Here is an 18997-nt window from a genome sequence, read left to right as displayed (position 1 = left end):
ACAGCTCAATCCGGTTTTCGCGTGCCCGCTTTTCCCGTGCTTCGTCCTGCATCGTTGTTGGGCATGTGCTCAGCCACGGCGCTGTTGTGCTCGCTGGGTATGAGTCCTGTTGCCGGGGCTGAAGAAATGCAGCTGGACGCGGTCAATATCGACGCCACGTCCCAGCCGGAGGTCAGCGAGACCGAGCACAGCCGCGACAGCTATCAGGCGCGCAAGGCGACCGTGGCCACGCGCACCGAAGCACCGTTGGTGGAAGTGCCCCAGAGCGTCAACGTGGTGACAAACCGGGTCATCGAAGACCGCCAGCCGTCCAGCCTGGACGAGGCGATCAACGCGGTCAGCGGGGTCAAGCCGGGCAACACCCTGGGCGGCACCCAGGACGCGATTCAGAAGCGCGGTTTTGGCACCAACCGCGACAACTCGATCATGCGCGACGGCATGCAATCGGTGCGCGCGCGCAATTTCACCCCGACCACCGAGCGCATCGAAGTGCTCAAGGGGCCGGCGTCGATGCTCTACGGCGTGCAGGACCCGGGCGGCGTGATCAACGTGGTGACAAAGAAACCGGAGTTGGTCGAGGCCCGTTCCATTTCTGCGTTCGGCAGCAGCTTTGGCGGCGGCGGCGAGCAGATCGACCTGACCGGCCCGATCGGCACCAACGGCCTGGCCTACCGGGTGATCGCCGACAAGCAGAATTACGATTACTGGCGCAATTTCGGCAGCATCGATCAGTCGGTCATCGCCCCTTCGCTGGCCTGGTACGGCGACGACACCACGGTGTCGGTCGCCTACGAGCACATGGAGTATTCGGTACCGTTCGACCGTGGCACGCAGATCAACCCCAAGACCGGCAAGGTGCTGGACATCCCGCGCAGCCGCCGTCTGGACGAGCCGTTCAACGTCACCACCGGCCGCTCCGATTCCCTCGACCTGCGCATGGATCACCGCCTCAACGACACCTGGACCCTGCGCACCGGCTACGCTTACAGCCGCAATTACTACAACGACTACCAGTCGCGCTTCATTTCGGCCAACTACAACACCGGCGCCGTGACCCGTCGCGGTGACGCCACCCGCGACGCCGTCCAATTCGCCCACACCGCCACCGTCAGCGCGCTCGGCAATCTGTACTGGGGCGATGTGCGTCACGAAGTGCTGATCGGCGCCGATTACATGAAGAACGACCGCGACCTGGGCGACCTGTACCGCAGTGCCAACAAGGTCGACTTCAATTACAACGCCCCGGTGTACGGCGTCACTCAGCAACCGACTACGGCCAATGCCGCCCAGAGCGACCAGACCGATCACCTGCGCACTCATGCGTTCTTTGTTCAGGACGCGATGCACCTGGGCGAGAACTGGATTCTGCAGACCGGCCTGCGTTATGACGCGTTCGACGAGCTGACCGGCAAGGGCCGGCCGTTCGTGGTTGGCGCCGATGTGAAGGACAGCAAAGTGGTGCCCCGCGTCGGGCTGGTGTACCTGATCCAGCCGGACTGGTCGGTGTACGGCAGCTACACCGAGTCGTTCCGCCCGAACACGTCGATTGCCTCACCGATCGGCGACCTGCCGCCGGAGGAGGGCAAGGCTTACGAAATCGGCACCAAGTTCCAGAATGATGCGATCACCGCGACGGTGGCGCTGTTCAATATCAACAAGCAGAACGTGCAGACCAGTGAAGCGTGCGGCACCGAGACCTGCACGCGAGTATCCGGGGAGGTGCGCTCGCGCGGGCTGGAAGCTGACATCACCGGGCAGTTGAACGAGTTCTGGAGTATCACCGGCAGCTACGCCTATACCGACACCAAAGTGCTGGAAGATCCGATTCTCAAGGGTGAGCCGCTGGACGGCGTGTCGAAGCACACCGGCGCGGTGTATCTGACCCGTGACTTCGGCCACGTCGGCGTGGGTGATTTGCGCGCGGGTGCCGGTGCACGGTTTGCCAGCCGCTGGGGTGTCAACGATGGCGCGGGGAAGGAGTATTACCTGCCGTCGTCGAAAGTCGCCGATGCGTTTGTGGCTTATAAAGTGAAGTTGGATGAGCGTGATGTGACGTTGCAGTTGAATCTGAAGAATGTGTTCGACGAGAAGTATTACACCTCGGCGAGTGGGCTGGGATCGCCGGCTATTTCCATCGGCGAGCCGAGGCAGTTGGTGGCGCGGGTGAAGCTGGATTTTTGATTTTTCAAGATCAAGATCAAGATCAAGGGCGTCGGCCTAACGGCCTCGGGTTTCGCCTTCGGCGAGTTACTTGATAAAGCCCCAAGTAACCAAGGGCTTATGCTCCCGGTTGGGCTCCTCCTTCGTCGGAGTACCTTCACTCCGGTCCCGCTCCGTGGGCCCGCGCCGAACGGACATCCATGTCCTGACGGCGCTCTCGCCGCATCCATGCGGCTCGGTCCACTGCGCGAGACCTGCGTTCAGCCTGCACCCAAGTCGCGCTTGGTGGTGACTGGGCTTTTTGCGTAGGAAGATCAAAAGCGTAGAGCAGATCAACGGCCTCCCGGCTGAAGCCGGTCCTACGAAGTGTACACAGTGCATTTGTATGACCGGCTTTAGCCGGGAACAGGCCATTCCCACTGACGGCACTGGTTGCTTTTAGTGGGACCGGCTTTAGCCGGGAAGAGGCCGGTTCAGACGCTGACATTCGATCGTTCCCACGCTCCGCGTCGCAACGCCGCCCCGGACGCTCTGCGCCCAACGGACGACGCGCATTCAGGCCCGTGGGAGTGACGCGGAGCGTCACAGGATGCATCCCCACGCGGAGCGTGGGGACGATCATCAAAAGCGCTGCGCAGATCAAGAGCTTCCCGGCTGAAGCCAGTCCTACTATTAAAGCCAATTCCACTGGCTGCACGCGGTGCTTTTAGTGGGACCGGCTTTAGCCGGGAATGCATCAGGCGTCACACTGCAGAATGTTCGGTGCTCACACCGGCCTCTTCCCGGCTGAAGCCGGTCCCACTAGGGACGATCACCGTCACTAAAGATCCGTGATTTTCACCGTTCCTGTTGTTACCCGCGCGGGCAATTTCAGCTGAGCACACAACCCGCCCCCTTCGCGGTTGGTCAGTGTCAACGTGCCGCCCAGTGCAATCGTCAATTGCTGGGCAATGGCCAGGCCAAGCCCGGTGCCTCCCGTATCCCGATTGCGCGAGCTTTCCACGCGGTAGAAGGGTTTGATGACTTCGGACAATTCCCCTTCGGCAATCCCCGGCCCGCGGTCCAGCACGTGCAGCGACAGGCTCTGGTCGGCGTGGGCGATCACTTTAATCTCCGCCGCTCCACCGAACTTCAACGCGTTGTCGGTCAGGTTCACCAGCACCCGGCGCAAGGCATGGGGGCGGGTGTCGATGACCGCGCCGGTCTTGCCGTTCAATTGCACGTCGCGGCCGACGTCCTGATAGTCGAACACCAGGCTGTCGAGGAATGAATCCATGTCCACACGCCGCGCGTTCTCGGTCGAGGTGTCCATGCTGCGCGCATAGGCCACGCCTTCCTGGACCAGGTGCTGCATCTCGCTCAGGTCGCTCCACAACTTGTCCTTCTCGACGCCATCGTCCATGAACTCGGCGCGTAGCTTCATGCGGGTGATCGGGGTTTGCAGGTCGTGGGAGATCGCCGCCAGCAGTTGCATGCGCTCTTTCACGTAGGTTGAAATCCGTTGCTGCATGGTGTTGAACGCCACGGCGGCGAAGGCCACTTCGGTCGGGCCGCTTTCATCCAGGCGAATGCCTTCGCCGTTCGGGTCGAGGTTGTCGACGGCGTGGGACAGTCGCGTCAGCGGGCGAATGGCCGTGCGTACGGCCAGCCAGGTACAGACAAGCAGCAGCACGAGTTGGCCGATCAACAGCAGCGGCAGCCAGGGTGAGAGCGGGGTGACCCGCGGGTGCATGTCAATCGTCAGCGGGCTCCCGTCTTTCAACGTCAGGTGCGCCTGATAGTGCAGTCGGGTGTCTGGGATGTCCGTGAAGGTCAGCGCGTAATCACGGCCAAGGCTGCGCTGCATGGAATGCACTGACATCGGCGCGTTGCTCATGTTCATCGGCGCGCCGGTCTCTCCGGCACCCAGGATGTAACGACAATTGGAGCTCTCAAAGCGCGGCAGCCAGGCTTGACGCTCGTCGGCTGGCAAGTGTTCCAGAACGGCCACGGCGTTACTCAAGTCCCGTTCCAGATTACCCAGCATCAGCGTCATGGCGCTCTGGTAGCGCTCATAGAATTGCAGGCCGAACGACAGCCCGTGGGCCAGCACCAGGCTGATCAGAAAAATCAGCGAGAGCCGTGACGCCAGGGTGCGCGGCCATCCGAAGCTCAGCTTCATGGGCTGTCCCCGAGAATTTCCACGGCGTAAGTGAACACGTAACCCTCGTTGCGCACGGTCTTGATGTAGGCCGGGTCGCGGGCGTCGTCGGCCAGGCGCTGGCGCAGGCGGCTGACGAGCAAATCGATGGAACGGTCGAACAGATCGGCGTCACGGCCTTGGGTCAGGTTCAGCAGCTGATCGCGGCTCAAGACCCGTTGCGGGTGATCGAGGAAGGTGCGAAGCAGGCGGTATTCCGCGCCGCTGAGGGTGACCACTGTGCCTTGGGCGTCGAGCAAATGGCGGGCAGTGGTGTCCAGCTTCCATTTGCCGAAGGCCAGCAAACGCCCGGCTTCGCTGACGATCAGGTTCGGCGGCAGCATGCGGGTACGGCGCAGCACGGCATTGATCCGCGCCAGCAGTTCCCGGGCGGCGAAGGGTTTCACCAGATAATCGTCGGCGCCCATCTCCAGACCGATGATGCGATCGGTTTCGTCGCTGCGGGCGGTGAGCATGAGCACGGGCGTGGTCTTGTGCTTGCCGGTGCGCAGTTCGCGGCACAGCAGCAGGCCGTCGTCGCCCGGCATCATGATGTCGAGCACGATCAGGTCCACAGGCGTCGATTCCAGAAACGAACGCATCTGCCTGCCGTCCGCCACCACGGTGGTGCGCAGGCCGTTCTTCTTCAGGTAGTTGCCCACCAGCTCTCGGATCTCGCGATCGTCATCGACAATCAGAATGTGATCGACGTGCTCCATTGCCGCAGTTCCCGTATTCATGTGTGTGGCGCATCTTAACCAGTCGCGCGTGACTTGCCTGCCGGGCTTTGTATTCCACTGTATCTGGCGCTGCCGGGCATACATGCGCATGCAAATAGCGGGTTTTTCGATGCGAATGTATCGCTGTGTATCTGCGGCGGGCTCTGACACGTCAGGATGATTTTCCGGCGGTTCGCGACACAAGCGAGATACCTGCGGGGCGTTCAATGGGACCCATCGAGACGACAGACACACACCGCCTCGAACCCTGACCGAATGACCCTTTGAATACCGGAGAACATCATGAACTGGAAGAACCTCAGCATCGCCACCCTGTTTGCCGCCATGAGCCTTGGCGCCCTGACCGCCCAAGCCCAGCCCGTTGCTCAAGCCCACAACTACATGTACGGCGAGCACCTGGACATCGCCAAGGCCTTGTCCACCGAAGTCGACCCAAGCCCGGCCTGCGGCGTGGTCAATGCTCACCTTCGCTACCTCGACTCTCAGGGCCAACAACAGGTTCTGAACTACGAGACCGTTGCCCAGAACTGCCCGCAGGACAACTGAGTCCTGGGCCGCGCGGATGACGTGTCGCCGGCCGCCCGGTTCGCCCATTACCGTTGAAGATTACGTGAGGATCACACCATGACACCGATCAAAACCACCTTGTCCGCCGTAGCATTCGCACTCGCGGGTTTCGCCGTTCACGCCAACGCAGCGGTGCAGCACACCGGCGGCGACGAGCGCACCTGCTTCCAGCTTGCGCCGAAAGTCGCCGAAAACGGCTCCGACAAAACGCCATTGGTGATGTGGATCGAAAGCCGCGGGCAGATGGTTGCCGAAGGCGGCTCGGAACACACCCGGGTCGGCGTGGCGGGGCATCAGCAGAGCCGGGTGTGAAGGGCGTGCCAGACGCTGGTCTTTCGGGCCGTCGGTAGTAACGGCGACACCCAAGTGGGCGGTGATCGGGCGGCAGGAGTAAGCTGTGCTCCTTTTTGACTGCCCGCGCCCACGCGCCGCTCAGGACCTGACACCCGCAATGAGATCACCCGCTGCCTTCGCGCCACCGCCGTCACTGTTTCTGCCCCTGACCGAAGAGGTGTGCAAAGGCCTGGCCGCGGGCGAATCGCTGGACGTTTTTTTGAGTGAGGCGGGCAGGGCGCAACTCGCTGCGCTGATGCTGCTGCTCAATCTCAACGCGCTGGTCGCGCAAAACACCGCCGTCGAACAGCTCGAACGTATGCTCGATGATGTGCTGCGCGCGGCCGCTTCCGTTGAAGAAGCGGGCGGTCGTTTTGCCGATCTGGTGCGCGGCAGGTTCACCGTCGACCACCTGGCCGCAGGGCTCTCGGTGCTTGAAGTCGCCGGCGTCAGTCTGCTCGAAGACGCGGACGTCGAGCAGCAGGATTACCTCGACGGGGAAGGGCAGTGGGACTTCGGCTTTGGACTGCGTCATCGCGCCAAACTGGAACCCCTGACCCGCGAGGTGGTGATGCCGTCCGGCGACGTCCTGCACCTGAGTGATCAGCAGAGCCGGATCTTCGACGAGTTCAAGGTCTGCAACGAAGAGTCGTTCCATCTGCAGGCCTATGCCGGGGTGGGCAAGACGTACCTGCTGGCAAAGTTCTTCGAGGTGCTGGTCCCGGAAAAGACCTTGCTCATGGCGACCTTTCCGGGGCAAGTGGCCGCGCTTCAGGCGCGGGTGCGTCAGGCCAACCCCGACGCACGGATCAACGCCTGCACCTTCGGCCACATGGCCAACCTGCTGCTCAACCGCGACTTGACCGCTCGGGGCTGGCGCAATACCGACCTTCAGCGCTCCGGCGCCAGCTCGCTGGTCGATGACCGGCAAGTGGCGCAGTGGCTGAACCTGCAAGCCGTGGGCAAGCTGCACCCGCGGGATGTGGCGCGGGTCTGCCGCAGCACCGTGCACAGTTTCAGCCTGTCGCCGCTGGCCAACATTGAGGCGCGGCACTTGCCGTCGTTGGGCCACGCGGCGAGTCAGGCGGACATCGCCCTGCTGCTGGAATACAGCCGCCTGCTCTGGCGCGAAACGGTCAGGCCGTCGGCGCCGCACATTCGTCTGCCGATCCGCAACAGCCACCGGATCAAGTTTCTGGCGCTGACCAGCGAAGTCATCCCCGAGAACTACAGCCACATCATCATCGATGAAAGCCATGAGCTGACGGCGCCAATGGTGCAGATCCTCGATCGCAGTCCCCAGGCGGTCATTACGTTGGGCGACGAATTCCAGCAGCTCAGCGGCAAGACCCCGCGCCACGGCGGCTTCATTCGCCAGCGTTTCATGACCCAGTCGATTCGCGCCGGCAAGCAAATGGCCGACGTGCTCAACCCGATGATTCAGTTGCACCCCAGCGACATCAAAGAAGGCTTCGTCGGACGCGCGCCCCACCCGACACGGATCATCGGCCACGGCGTCATGCCGATTCCGGAAAAACCCACGACGATTCTGGTCGCCAACGAATGGGGCCTGTTCGCCTGGTTCAAGCGTCTGACCGAAGCGAGGGCACGTTTTCAGATGCCGCCGCGCACCCTTGAAAATCTCACGCTGTTCGTCAAAGGCCTGGACCTGCTCTATCGCGAAGACCTGCGCCCGCAACACCGGCTGATCTTCCGCTACGCCTATTGGGACGCGCTGGCCTCGGCCATGGGCGGCAGCCATGAATTCAAAGCCATGCACGAGTGGCTCGGCCAGGGCAACCGGCTGCAGGACTTCCTCGACACCACCCAGCGGTTCTGCAACGACCCGGCCGCGATCCTCAAACTGGCGAAAGTCGAAGACGTGAAAAACCAGGAATTCGACTCGGTGCTGCTCTCCCGCGACCTCATGCGCCCACCGCGCGAGGGCTCGACGCATTCACTGGCCAGCGTATGTTCCCTGCTCTACACCGCCAGCTCCCGCGCCCGGCATGAACTGCTGCTGCCGGGGAACATGAATGACTGGTTGCAGGATTTGGGGCGTAAGTAAACCGCGTTTCGTCAGTGCAGGCAGGGCCGTCCGGGAAAACGTATTCGCGGGCAAGCGCGCTCCTACAATGGAGATTCCGCCCGCCTCACAACTGACGTCGTGCGCAAGACCTGTAGGAGCGCGCTTGCCCGCGAAGAGGTCGGCACATTCGACATCGTAGTCGACCGATACGATGATTTCGCCAGCAAGCCGGCTCCTACGGAATCGTGTTCACGGTAGAGGATGGGTAGTGTCGAGCACCGTCAAAGGTGCGCTGTCACGCCACCCCGCCACTGCTTCGGACTCACGCCAAACCATCTTTTGAACGCCCGCGAGAACGCGCTGGTTTCCGAATAACCGAGCAGCGAGGCGAGTTGGGTGATGCTGAGGTTCTGTTGTTTCAGGTGATTCAGGGCCAGGTCCTGGCGGATCTGGTCGACCAGTTGCGTAAAGCTGATGCCGTGTTCGCGCAGTTTGCGTTGCAGGGTCCATTCGGACAGGCCCAGGGTGTGGGCGATGTCGTCCAGCGCCGGTTCGCCCAGATGCAGGGTGGCGAGGAGGGTCTGGCGGGCGCGGTCGAGGAGCGTTGCTTCTTGGCCGTTGCCTGTGCCGCTGCCGGTATCGCCCAGTTGACGGATCGCGTCCTTGATCAGCATCAGCAGGACCGGGTCGCTACCGGGCATGGCTTTGCCCACGACATCGTGTTTGGGAATCAGCAGTGAATTGCAGCCCTGCCTGAAACACACGTCAGCGTGAAACACGTCGCGGTGTTCGTGCCAGCCTTCGGGTTGGGCGTGTTCGAAGGCCACTTGCCGAGGTGCCCAGTTCGGGCCGAGCACGTGACGCACCAGGTTCAGCGCCATGCCCATGGTCAGCTCGGCGTCCTGGCGGCGTTCGTTGATCGCGCCGTGGCGGACCTGGTAATCGAAACGGTAGCACTCGCCTTGATCGACCAGTTCGATCAGCGTGCTGTGCTGGTGGAACGGGAAGGCGGCGGAGAAATTGATCAGCGCGTCTTCCAGCGTCGCCGAGCACAGGCCGATATAGCCCAGCAGGCCCAGCGCCTGGGGCCGGAATTGCTGCCCGTAACGCAGGCCGAAATTGTCGCAGCCGGTCTGACTCGCGGCTTCTTCCAGCACTTTGCAGTAGTTGGTCAGCGGCAGGCTCAGGGTCGGGTGCAGCAGCTGCTCGGGGTCGATGCCGGAGCGGCCGAACACCCGGTCCAGATCACCGCCGTGCTGCACGATAAAACCATCGAGCCCGTTGGCTGCAGCCGACAGCACGCCGCGATTGCTGGCGGCGGGCGTGTTCGATGCGGCGGCGGGGGCGAGGGTCTGGAGCATGGGGGATGATGGCTCTGACGGTGTGTAGGCAGACCTTGCAAGCAAATGTCATACCTTGTTGCAGCCGCAGGCCTTGTCGGCGGGGAATCAACGGTCCTGTGGGAGTGACCGGGGTGGCGCTCCACCTTGCTCGCGAAGACTGCATTCCAGCCGCTGCATACTCGGCGAATGTATCGACCTCATCGCGAGCAAGCTCACTCCTACATGGGCATCGGTGCTACCTGGCGACCCATTCGGCGACCGGGTATTTGGGAAGTCTGGTGCCACGCCGGTCAGCAAACACAGGCAAAGCGTGACCTTCAATAAAGCACCGGGCCATTTTCACGCGCCACGGTGGGGCACCCCCGGCAGATACCCGAAAAACTTGACCGCAGACGACAATCCGCGCGCCGTACGGTCAAGCCTTGGCCTGCCAGCTGTGACTATGCTCGACGTCAGACAAATACCGTCGCCTGGCTACCGGGGTACACGCTCATGACTGCTTCACAACTCAAACCAACGTTGGGAACCCTGCATTTGTGGGGGCTGGCCGTGGGCTTGGTGATTTCCGGCGAATACTTCGGCTGGAGCTACGGCTGGGGCACCGCCGGGACGCTGGGCTTTCTGGTGACCACGCTGATGGTCGCGGTGATGTACACCTGCTTCATCTTCAGTTTCACCGAGCTGACCACCGCGATTCCCAACGCAGGCGGACCGTTTGCCTACAGCTTGCGCGCCTTCGGCGTGACCGGCGGGATGATCGCGGGCCTGGCGACGCTGATCGAATTCGTCTTCGCCCCGCCGGCCATCGCCATGGCCATTGGCGCGTACCTCAACGTGCAATTCCCGGCCCTTGATCCAAGGGTCGCGGCCATCGGCGCGTATTTCGTGTTCATGACCCTGAACATCCTGGGCGTGAGCATCGCAGCGACCTTCGAACTGGTGGTCACCATTCTGGCGGTGGCCGAACTGCTGGTGTTCATGGGCGTGGTCGCCCCGGGCTTCAGCTTCAGTAATTTCGTGCTGGGCGGCTGGGCCGGGTCCGACACCTTCGGGCTGCCGGCCATCAGCGGCATGTTCGCGGCGATCCCGTTTGCCATCTGGTTCTTCCTCGCCATCGAAGGCGCAGCCATGGCGGCGGAAGAAGCCAAAGACCCGAAACGCACCATTCCGCGTGCTTACGTGGGCGGCATTCTGACCCTGGTGGTGCTGGCGATCGGGGTGATGATCTTCGCCGGCGGCGTCGGCGACTGGCGCACCCTGGCGAACATCAATGACCCGCTGCCACAGGCAATGAAGGCCGTGGTCGGCGGCAACTCCAACTGGATGCACATGCTAGTGTGGATCGGCCTGTTCGGTCTGGTGGCCAGTTTCCACGGCATCATTCTCGGTTACTCGCGGCAGTTTTTCGCCCTGGCCCGGGCGGGCTTTCTGCCGGCGAGCCTGGCGAAACTGTCGCGCTTCCAGACGCCGCACCGTGCGATTCTCGCGGGCGGTGTGATCGGCATCATCGCGATTCTCAGCGACGGCGTGATCAACCTGCAGGGCATGACGCTGACCGCCGCGATGATCACCATGTCGGTGTTTGGCGCTATCGTGATGTACATCATCAGCATGCTCAGCCTGTTCAAGTTGCGCCGCAGCGAACCGAACCTAGAGCGCAGCTTCCGTGCGCCGGGTTATCCGATCGTGCCGGGCATCGCCCTGGTGCTGGCGGTGGTGTGCCTCGTCGCCATGGTCTGGTTCAACCTGCTGATCTGCGCCATATTCATCTGCCTGATGGCCGTGGGCGCGCTGTTCTGCAAAATGGTCCGCGGGCGCAGTGCGTCGGTCACGGTCACCGGTTAATCACGCAGTTCCAATGAAGAGGTGTGCATGAGCTTTTCCCACAGCATCGGTGGCATGGTCTGGCGCTTCGACAGCCTGCGGGAACTCATGGCCAAGGCCAGCCCCGCACGCTCCGGCGACTTCCTGGCAGAAGTCGCCGCCAGCAGCGATGCCGAACGTGCGGCGGCGCAGATGGCCCTGGCGGACGTGCCGCTCAAGCGCTTCCTCACCGAGGCGCTGATTCCCTACGAAGAGGATGAAGTCACCCGCTTGATCGTCGACAGCCATGACCGCGCGGCCTTCGCCCCGGTCAGCCACCTTACGGTCGGCGGTTTTCGCGACTGGCTGCTGGGGGAAGACGCCACCGAGGTCAGCCTCAAGGACCTGGCGCCGGGGTTGACGCCGGAAATGGCGGCGGCGGTGTCGAAGATCATGCGCGTGCAGGATCTGGTGCTGGTGTCACAGAAGATTCGTGTCGTCACCCGCTTTCGCAACACCGTCGGCCTGCGTGGGCGCATGTCCACACGGCTGCAACCCAATCATCCTACCGACGACCCGGCCGGTATCGCCGCCAGCGTGCTTGACGGTCTGCTCTATGGCAACGGCGACGCCATGATCGGTATCAACCCGGCAACCGACAGCGTCAGCGCCATCAGTGAACTGCTGAAAATGCTCGACGGCGTCATTCGTCATTACGAGATTCCCACCCAGTCCTGCGTGCTGACCCACGTCACCTCATCGGTGGCGGCCATCGAAAAAGGGGTGCCGCTGGACCTGGTGTTCCAGTCCATCGCCGGCAGCGAAGCGGCCAACAGCGGGTTTGGCATCAGCCTGGAAATCCTTCGCGAAGGTTACGAAGCCGGGCTGAGCCTCAAGCGCGGCCCGCTGGGCGACAACCTGATGTACTTCGAAACCGGGCAGGGCAGCGCCTTGTCGGCCAACGCTCACCACGGTGTCGATCAACAGACCTGCGAGGCCCGCGCCTACGCCGTCGCGCGGCATTTCAACCCGTTTCTGGTCAACACCGTGGTCGGCTTCATCGGCCCGGAATACCTGTACAACGGCAAGCAGATCATTCGCGCGGGCCTGGAAGATCATTTCTGCGGCAAGCTGCTCGGCGTGCCCATGGGGTGCGACATCTGCTACACCAACCACGCCGAAGCCGATCAGGACGACATGGACGTTTTGCTGACCTTGCTCGGCGTCGCCGGAATCAACTTCATCATGGGCATTCCGGGGTCTGACGACGTGATGCTCAATTACCAGACCACCTCGTTTCACGACGCGTTGTATGCCCGCAAGACCCTCGGCCTGCGCCCGGCGCCGGAATTCGAGGAATGGCTGACGCGCATGGACATCCTGCGCCAGGATGACGGCGGCGTGCGGCTGGGGCAGGGCGTACCGCCGCTGTTCCGCAAGGCGCTGGCGCAATTGAATTAGTCGCTTGATCAGCAGTTGAGATAAGGGCCTGAGCCATGAGCGATGACAAGAAATCACCCGCACACGCCGATGCCTGGCAGCAGCTGCGGTCGCTGACCTCGGCGCGAATCGCCCTCGGGCATGCGGGCACGAGTTTGCCGACGGCGGCGCAGCTGGATTTCCAGTTCGCCCACGCCCAGGCCCGCGACGCTGTGCATCTGGCGTTCGATCACGGGGCGCTGGCCGAGCAACTGGCGGGCCGCTCCCGCGAGACGCTGACCCTGCAAAGCTCGGCAACCGACCGCCATATGTACCTGCAACGGCCTGATCTGGGCCGACGTTTGTCCGAGGCGTCGGCTGCGCAACTGGGCAGTTACGCGGAAGGCCATGCTGAAGGCTTCGATCTGGCGCTGGTGGTGGCGGACGGGTTGTCTGCGCTGGCGGTGCAGCGTCACAGCCCGGCGATGCTGGAGCGTATTGACGAGATGGCGGCGGCGGAAGGCTGGAGCCTGGCGCCGGTGGTGCTGGTGGAACAGGGTCGCGTCGCCGTTGCCGATGAAATTGGCGCGCTGCTCAAGGCGCGCATGGTGGTGATCCTGATCGGCGAGCGGCCGGGCCTCAGCTCGCCGGACAGCCTCGGCCTGTATTTCACCTACGCGCCGCGCGTGGGCCTGAACGACGCTGCGCGTAACTGCATTTCCAACGTGCGGCTTGAAGGCATGAGCTATGCCATGGCAGCGCACAAGTTGTTGTACCTGATGCGTGAGGCCTGGCGCCGGCAATTGTCCGGCGTGAACCTGAAAGACGACGCGCAAGTGCCGGTGCTGGAAGCGGGAGAGGGCAGCCGGCCGGGGAATTTTTTGCTGGGTGGGTGAATGTCTCAGACACTGCGGGGTTTTGTGGGACCGGCTTCAGCCGGGAGAAGCCAGTGCATTCGCTGCATCTCCACTGGCAGAGACACCGCTTTCCCGGCTAAAGCCGGTCCTACATTTTAGGTCACAGCCAGTTTGACTGGATGCACGCGGTGCTTTTAGTAGGACCGGCTTGAGCCGGGAAGACGCCATCACATCCGCCGCATCTCCAGCGGCAGATACGCCAGCTTCACGCCCCTTCCCACACTCATTTGCTAGGCTGCTCTCACCACTTCCGAGAGCGCCGCGTTATGCCCACTGCCCATTCCGACACTGCCTCCACGCATTTCCTGCGCGAATTCTGGCTGGCCCTTGGCGGCGAGCCTCGCTATCTCGATCATCTTCAGATCACCGGCGAAGGCGCGCTGCCGTCAGCGTTCCCGGTCACCGATTTCGCCACAGCCGCCATCGCTGCCGCGCACCTGGCGGTGGGCGAACTGATCGATCAGACCCACGGCACCTTGCCTCTGATCACCGTCGATCGGCGGCTGGCCTCGTTCTGGTTCAGCAGCTCGCTCCAACCCCAAGGCTGGTCGCTGCCGTCGCTGTGGGATGCGGTGGCGGGGGATTACCGCGCAGCGGATGGCTGGATTCGTCTGCACACCAACGCGCCGCACCATCGTCAGGCCGCTCTCGCCGTGCTGAAAACCGCTGCCGAGCGCGACGCGGTCAGTCAGGTGGTGCTGGTCTGGAAGACCCGTGAACTTGAACAGGCAGTGGTGGACAATCAGGGTTGCGCTGCCGCGATGGGCAATGCGCTTGCCTGGCGCGAGCATCCCCAGGGTCGCGCCGTCGCTGCGGAACCGTTGTTGCATCGCACTGATGCGTCAGGGGGACCGGCTGCATCGCATCAGTCAAACCCTGCACGACCCGAATGGCGTGTGCCGCGCGAACGTCCCTTGCAAGGCATCCGCGTGCTCGACCTCACGCGCATTCTGGCCGGCCCGGTGGCGACGCGGTTCCTCGCCGGGTTCGGCGCAGAGGTTTTGCGCATCGATCCCCCTGGCTGGGACGAGCCGGGCACCGTGCCCGAAGTGGTGCTCGGCAAACGCTGCGCGCGGCTTAATTTGCGCGACCCTGCCGATCGCGCGGTGCTGGAGGGCTTGATCAGCGAAGCAGACGTGATGATTCACGGTTACCGCGCCGATGCCCTCGCGCGCCTTGGCCTCGGTGCTGAACGCCGCCGCCAGCTCAATCCCGGTCTGGTGGATGTCTCGCTGAACGCCTACGGCTGGACCGGCCCGTGGCGCGAGCGACGGGGTTTCGACAGCCTGGTGCAGATGAGTTGCGGCATCGCCGACGCCGGCAAGGTCGCAGCGGGCAGTGATCGGCCCGTGCCGCTGCCGGTGCAGGCGCTGGATCACGCGACGGGTTATTTGATGGCGGCGGCAGCGGTGCGCGGGTTGACTCAGCGACTGATCACCGGCAACGGCGTTCAAGTCCAGGCATCCCTGGCGCGCACCGCGTTATCGCTGATGTCGTTTGCCCCGACCGAGTCGCAGCCTTCAGCCCTGCAGCCGTTGAATCCGAGCGATTATTCCGAAGACATCGAGCACACCGCCTGGGGACCGGCGCTGCGCCTCAAACCCGCCGGGCAGATCGACGGCACGCCGACCCACTGGGATTTACCGGCGAGCGCACTGGGCAGTGGCGACGCGAGATGGCTGTAACGCGTAACGGGTCGAACGCGCGTCAGCCACCCGCAATCATCAAATCCAGATTCTGCACTGCCGCCCCGGCCGCGCCTTTGCCGAGGTTGTCGAACACGGCGGCGAGCAACACGTGTCCATCGTTTTCAAACACCATCAGCCTCAAGTTATCCGTGCCGTTGAGCTGGCGCGGGTCGATCCCGGTCAGCGCGCGCGATTGCTCCATCGGCATCACTTCCACACACACGCTGCCCTGATAATGCTCCGCCAGCGCGGCATGCAGCGTCTTGCCGGTGACGCCGTGGGGCAGCAAGCGCGTTTGCAGCGCGATGGTCAGCACGATGCCCTGACGAAACGCGCCATAGGCCGGAACGAACACCGGCCGCTCGCTCAGCCCGCTGTACTGCTGGATTTCCGGGACGTGCTTGTGCGCCAGGCTAAGGCCGTAAATCTGAAACGGAATCGCCTGGGCCGCGTCCGGCCCTTCGAATTCATCGACACCGGCGCGGCCTTTGCCCGAATAGCCCGACACTGCGTTAATGCTGATCGGGTAGTCGCGCGGCAGCAGACCCGCCTCCAGCAACGGCCGCAACAAACCGATCGCCCCGGTGGGGTAGCAGCCGGGATTGCTGACGCGGCGGGCGGTGGCGATGCGTTGTTTCTGCGCTTCACTCATCTGCGCGAAACCGTAGACCCAGTCGGGGTGGGTGCGGTGCGCAGAGCTGGCGTCGATAACCCGCACGTCGGGATTGGTGATGCTCGCCGCTGCGTCTCGGGCAGCATCGTCAGGCAGGCACAGCACGGCAATGTCGCAGGCGTTGATCGCGGCGGCGCGGCTGGCCGGATTTTTGCGATGCTCGGCCGGCAGCGTCACCACGTGCAGGTCGGTGCGGCCTTGCAGGCGCTGGTGAATCTGCAGGCCGGTGGTGCCTTGGTCGCCGTCGATGAAAACTATAGGGAGGGGCACTTGTTTTAAAGACATGGGGTTTTAATTCCGCAGGAGGTCGTCAATGACCGACATCTTCGATTCTGCTCGCTGATAGCGAAAGTTGAATTTGATGACGGTACACTTCAGCTTTTCTGAAGGAAGGATTGACCAGTGCGGGAAATCAGTCTGGATCGTTTGCGCACCCTGGTGGCCATCGCCGACCACGGTTCGTTTGCCGAAGCGGCGCGGGTGCTGAATCTCGCGCCGCCGACGGTCAGTCTGCACATCGCCGACCTCGAGCAACGGGTGGGCGGAACGTTGCTGTCGCGCACCCGCGGGCGGGTTCAGCCTTCGGCCATTGGTGACACCCTGATCGAGCGCGCGCGGCGCTTGCTGGCCGATGCCGAGCAGGCGCTGGAAGACGTCGAGCGTCAGGTCAAAGGGTTGGCCGGAAGGGTGCGACTCGGGGCGTCAACCGGCGTCATCGCGCAATTGCTGCCCCACGCGCTGGAAACCCTGGAGCAGTTGCATCCCGGCATCGACGTGCAGGTGGCGGTGCTGACGTCGCAACAGACCTTGCAAAAGCTCGCGGACGGCAGCCTGGACATCGGCGTGATTGCGCTGCCCCAGGCGCCGGTCAAGGGCCTGTTGATTCAGCCGTGGCGGCGCGACCCGGTGATGGCGTTTCTGCCGGCGCGCTGGGACTGTCCGCTGCTCATCACGCCGGCATGGCTTGCCGGTCAGCCGCTGATTCTCAACGACGCCACCACCCGTCTGTCCCGTCAGGTGGCCGAGTGGTTTGCCGGCGAGGGGCCGCAGCCGACGCCGCGCATTCAGCTCAATTACAACGATGCGATCAAGAGTCTGGTGGGGGCGGGCTACGGCGCGACGTTGCTGCCCCATGAGGCGTCCACCCCGGCGCCGGAAAGCCGCATTGTCATGCGTGCGTTGCAGCCGGCGTTGTGGCGGGAGTTGGGCATTGCGCACCGGGCCGGAAGCGTCGAACGGTCGACCGGGTATGTGCTGGAGGTGTTGCAGGAGCTGGAGGCGTTGTAGCTTTTTTTTGGGGGGGGGGGGTAGCGGGTACGGTCGCCGACCGGCCCATGAATTTGTCAGGCGCGGTCGGCGAGAACGGTGCGATCAGTCCGTCAGAACTTGAACGCCTGGCGCCCGATCAGCAGCCATTGGCCTTTCTGTTTCTGCCAGACCTGAAAGTTTTCGATCTCGGTCGGCACGACCTTGCCACTGTTCACCGCCTCGGCCGAGAAGTGGTTGCGCACCAGGGCGACGTCGCCATTCATGTTGATTGTCTGGTTTTTCATTTCGAGGGTATTGAAACCGCTGCGACCGGTTTCGATGTCGGCGATGAACGCTTCCTTGTTCTGCACCTTGCCGCTGGAGTGTCCGTAGGTAACGTTGTCGGAAGTCAGCGCGCCCAGGGCGGCGATGTCTTTGTGCAGCATGGCCTGGGTCATTTTGTCGACGGCCTTGGCGACGTCTTGCTCATCGGCGGAGGGGGCTGCTGCGACGAAGCCTGAGAACAGGCACAAGAAGCCGAGGGTCAGTTTGAGTCTGGTCATGGGTGCATCCCTTTTTATTGTTGATGGAGCGTCATGCAGGAGCGGCTTTCGTTCGAAAGATGCTTTGTACGTCGTCGTACAACTGCGCCGCTCAGGCTAGCCCACAATGGGCGTGTTGGAAAGGCCGCGGTTGAAAGCGGACGCCTGCCGCGGCGCGGGGTGGTACAGGCCGGCGAAATACTGCTTTACTGAGGGCTCGGCGCGGCACCTTCAGACGCTCGCTTTCGCGTCTGTGGCCGCTGACCTATCGATGAGGATGCGCACTGATGACCCGTCTCACCGCCAAAGACTTCGCCCCGGAATTGCTTGAGCTTTACGACTACTACGTTCACGGCAAGATCAACCGCCGCGAGTTTCTCGATCGCGCCGCGGTGTTCGCCGTGGGCGGGCTTGCGGCGACGACGATTCTTGCCTCGCTGAGCCCCAATTACGCCTTGGCCGAGCAGGTCGAGTTCACCGACCCGGACATCATCGCCGAGTACATCACCTATCCGTCGCCCAAAGGTCACGGCCAGGTGCGCGGGTATCTGGTGCGGCCGGCGAAGGCTGACGGCAAAGTCGCCTCGGTGATGGTGGTGCATGAGAACCGCGGCCTTAATCCCTACATCGAAGACGTCGCCCGCCGTGTGGCCAAAGCCGGGTTCATCGCTCTGGCGCCTGACGGTTTGTCCTCGGTCGGCGGCTACCCGGGCAATGACGACAAGGGTCGCGAGCTGCAGCAGAAGGTGGATCCGGAGAAGCTGATGAACGATTTCTTCGCCGGCATCGAGTGGCTGATGGCTCATCACGCTTCCACTGGCAAGGTCGGGATTACTGGCTTTTGTTACGGCGGGGGCGTCGCCAATGCGGCCGCCGTGGCTTACCCGGAGCTGGCGGCGGCGGTGCCGTTTTATGGCCGTCAACCCAAGGCTGAAGATGTCAGCCGGATCAAGGCGCCGTTGTTGTTGCATTACGCGGAGCTGGACAAGCCGATCACCGATGGTTGGCCGGCGTATGAGGCGGCATTGAAGGCGGCGGGGAAGACGTATGAGGCGCATATTTATAAGGGCGCCAACCATGGTTTTCATAACGATTCGACGCCGCGGTATGACGACGCTGCCGCGACATTGGCGTGGAGCCGGACGTTGGATTGGTTCAAGAAGTATCTGGTCTGAGGGGAGGGTGGTGCGGCTGGGAGAAGGTCAAGGGCGTCTGCCTGGGGGCAGACTGTTTCGCCTTCGGCGACTTACTTTTGAACAGCACCAAAAGTAAGCAAAAGTGCCTGCTCCTGGTTGGGCCCTTCCTTCGTCAGGGTTCCTTCACTCCGGTCTCGCTCCGTGGGCCCGCGCCGAACGG

Annotated in this window: 15 protein-coding genes; 10 read left to right on the top strand and 5 right to left on the bottom strand. The window is 63.0% G+C overall.

Annotated elements, in window-relative coordinates:
* Positions 1-54 precede the first annotated feature (54 nt).
* Positions 55-2181: a TonB-dependent siderophore receptor gene (locus tag BMY98_RS19460; protein ID WP_074891929.1), complete on the top strand. Its 2127-nt coding sequence runs from the start codon at positions 55-57 to the stop codon at positions 2179-2181.
* A 799-nt stretch (positions 2182-2980) separates the two neighbouring features.
* On the opposite strand, the gene BMY98_RS19455 is transcribed toward BMY98_RS19460, so the two are convergent.
* Both BMY98_RS19455 and BMY98_RS19450 read right to left on the bottom strand, forming a co-directional pair.
* Positions 2981-4321 (bottom strand): ATP-binding protein, encoded by a 1341-nt coding sequence (locus tag BMY98_RS19455; protein ID WP_074891845.1) that lies wholly within the window; start codon positions 4319-4321, stop codon positions 2981-2983.
* The gene (locus BMY98_RS19450; protein ID WP_074891843.1) at positions 4318-5058 is read right to left on the bottom strand and encodes a response regulator; all 741 of its coding nucleotides are present in this window, start codon (positions 5056-5058) and stop codon (positions 4318-4320) included. Before BMY98_RS19450 ends, BMY98_RS19455 begins: the two co-directional genes overlap by 4 nt.
* Before the next feature lie 303 nt (positions 5059-5361).
* On the opposite strand from BMY98_RS19450, the gene BMY98_RS19445 reads away from it, so the two are divergent.
* The 3 genes from BMY98_RS19445 to BMY98_RS19435 all read left to right on the top strand — a co-directional run bounded on the left by BMY98_RS19445 (position 5362) and on the right by BMY98_RS19435 (position 8047).
* Positions 5362-5625, top strand: a complete 264-nt coding sequence (locus BMY98_RS19445) for a DUF2790 domain-containing protein (protein ID WP_074891841.1) — start codon at positions 5362-5364, stop codon at positions 5623-5625.
* 78 nt (positions 5626-5703) lie between these two features.
* On the top strand, positions 5704-5958 hold the full coding sequence (locus BMY98_RS19440) for a hypothetical protein (protein WP_074891839.1): 255 nt from the start codon (positions 5704-5706) through the stop codon (positions 5956-5958).
* Positions 5959-6097: 139 nt separating this feature from the next.
* Positions 6098-8047, top strand: coding sequence for an AAA family ATPase (locus BMY98_RS19435; protein WP_074891837.1), 1950 nt, complete (start codon positions 6098-6100; stop codon positions 8045-8047).
* 242 nt (positions 8048-8289) lie between these two features.
* Here BMY98_RS19435 and qhpR read toward each other — a convergent pair whose 3' ends face one another.
* Complete coding sequence (gene qhpR / locus BMY98_RS19430; RefSeq protein ID WP_074891835.1) at positions 8290-9369, bottom strand: AraC-like transcriptional regulator QhpR; 1080 nt, start codon at positions 9367-9369, stop codon at positions 8290-8292.
* Positions 9370-9843: 474 nt separating this feature from the next.
* On the opposite strand from qhpR, the gene eat reads away from it, so the two are divergent.
* The 4 genes from eat (at position 9844) to BMY98_RS19410 (ending at position 15175) form a co-directional block, all read left to right on the top strand.
* The gene (gene eat / locus BMY98_RS19425; protein ID WP_074891833.1) at positions 9844-11196 is read left to right on the top strand and encodes an ethanolamine permease; all 1353 of its coding nucleotides are present in this window, start codon (positions 9844-9846) and stop codon (positions 11194-11196) included.
* A 27-nt stretch (positions 11197-11223) separates the two neighbouring features.
* Entirely contained in the window at positions 11224-12615 is a 1392-nt protein-coding gene (locus BMY98_RS19420) for an ethanolamine ammonia-lyase subunit EutB (RefSeq protein ID WP_074891831.1), read from the top strand.
* A 35-nt stretch (positions 12616-12650) separates the two neighbouring features.
* Positions 12651-13469, top strand: coding sequence for an ethanolamine ammonia-lyase subunit EutC (gene eutC, locus BMY98_RS19415; RefSeq protein ID WP_074891829.1), 819 nt, complete (start codon positions 12651-12653; stop codon positions 13467-13469).
* 287 nt (positions 13470-13756) lie between these two features.
* Positions 13757-15175 (top strand): CoA transferase, encoded by a 1419-nt coding sequence (locus BMY98_RS19410; RefSeq protein WP_074891827.1) that lies wholly within the window; start codon positions 13757-13759, stop codon positions 15173-15175.
* A gap of 22 nt (positions 15176-15197) precedes the next feature.
* Here BMY98_RS19410 and argC read toward each other — a convergent pair whose 3' ends face one another.
* Complete coding sequence (argC, locus tag BMY98_RS19405; RefSeq protein ID WP_139214542.1) at positions 15198-16121, bottom strand: N-acetyl-gamma-glutamyl-phosphate reductase; 924 nt, start codon at positions 16119-16121, stop codon at positions 15198-15200.
* A gap of 132 nt (positions 16122-16253) precedes the next feature.
* Here argC and BMY98_RS19400 point away from each other — a divergent pair, with 132 nt between their 5' ends.
* Positions 16254-17138: a LysR family transcriptional regulator gene (locus tag BMY98_RS19400; RefSeq protein ID WP_074891823.1), complete on the top strand. Its 885-nt coding sequence runs from the start codon at positions 16254-16256 to the stop codon at positions 17136-17138.
* 92 nt (positions 17139-17230) lie between these two features.
* On the opposite strand, the gene BMY98_RS19395 is transcribed toward BMY98_RS19400, so the two are convergent.
* On the bottom strand, positions 17231-17662 hold the full coding sequence (locus tag BMY98_RS19395; RefSeq protein ID WP_074891821.1) for a nuclear transport factor 2 family protein: 432 nt from the start codon (positions 17660-17662) through the stop codon (positions 17231-17233).
* A gap of 266 nt (positions 17663-17928) precedes the next feature.
* Between BMY98_RS19395 and yghX the strand changes: the two genes are divergently transcribed.
* On the top strand, positions 17929-18816 hold the full coding sequence (yghX, locus tag BMY98_RS19390; RefSeq protein WP_074891819.1) for a YghX family hydrolase: 888 nt from the start codon (positions 17929-17931) through the stop codon (positions 18814-18816).
* Positions 18817-18997 lie beyond the last annotated feature (181 nt).

This window comes from Pseudomonas graminis, from assembly GCF_900111735.1.
GTDB classification, from domain to species: Bacteria; Pseudomonadota; Gammaproteobacteria; order Pseudomonadales; family Pseudomonadaceae; genus Aquipseudomonas; species Aquipseudomonas graminis.
Note: the sequence above shows the minus strand (reverse complement) of the source record. Positions and strands in the feature narration are given on the sequence as shown.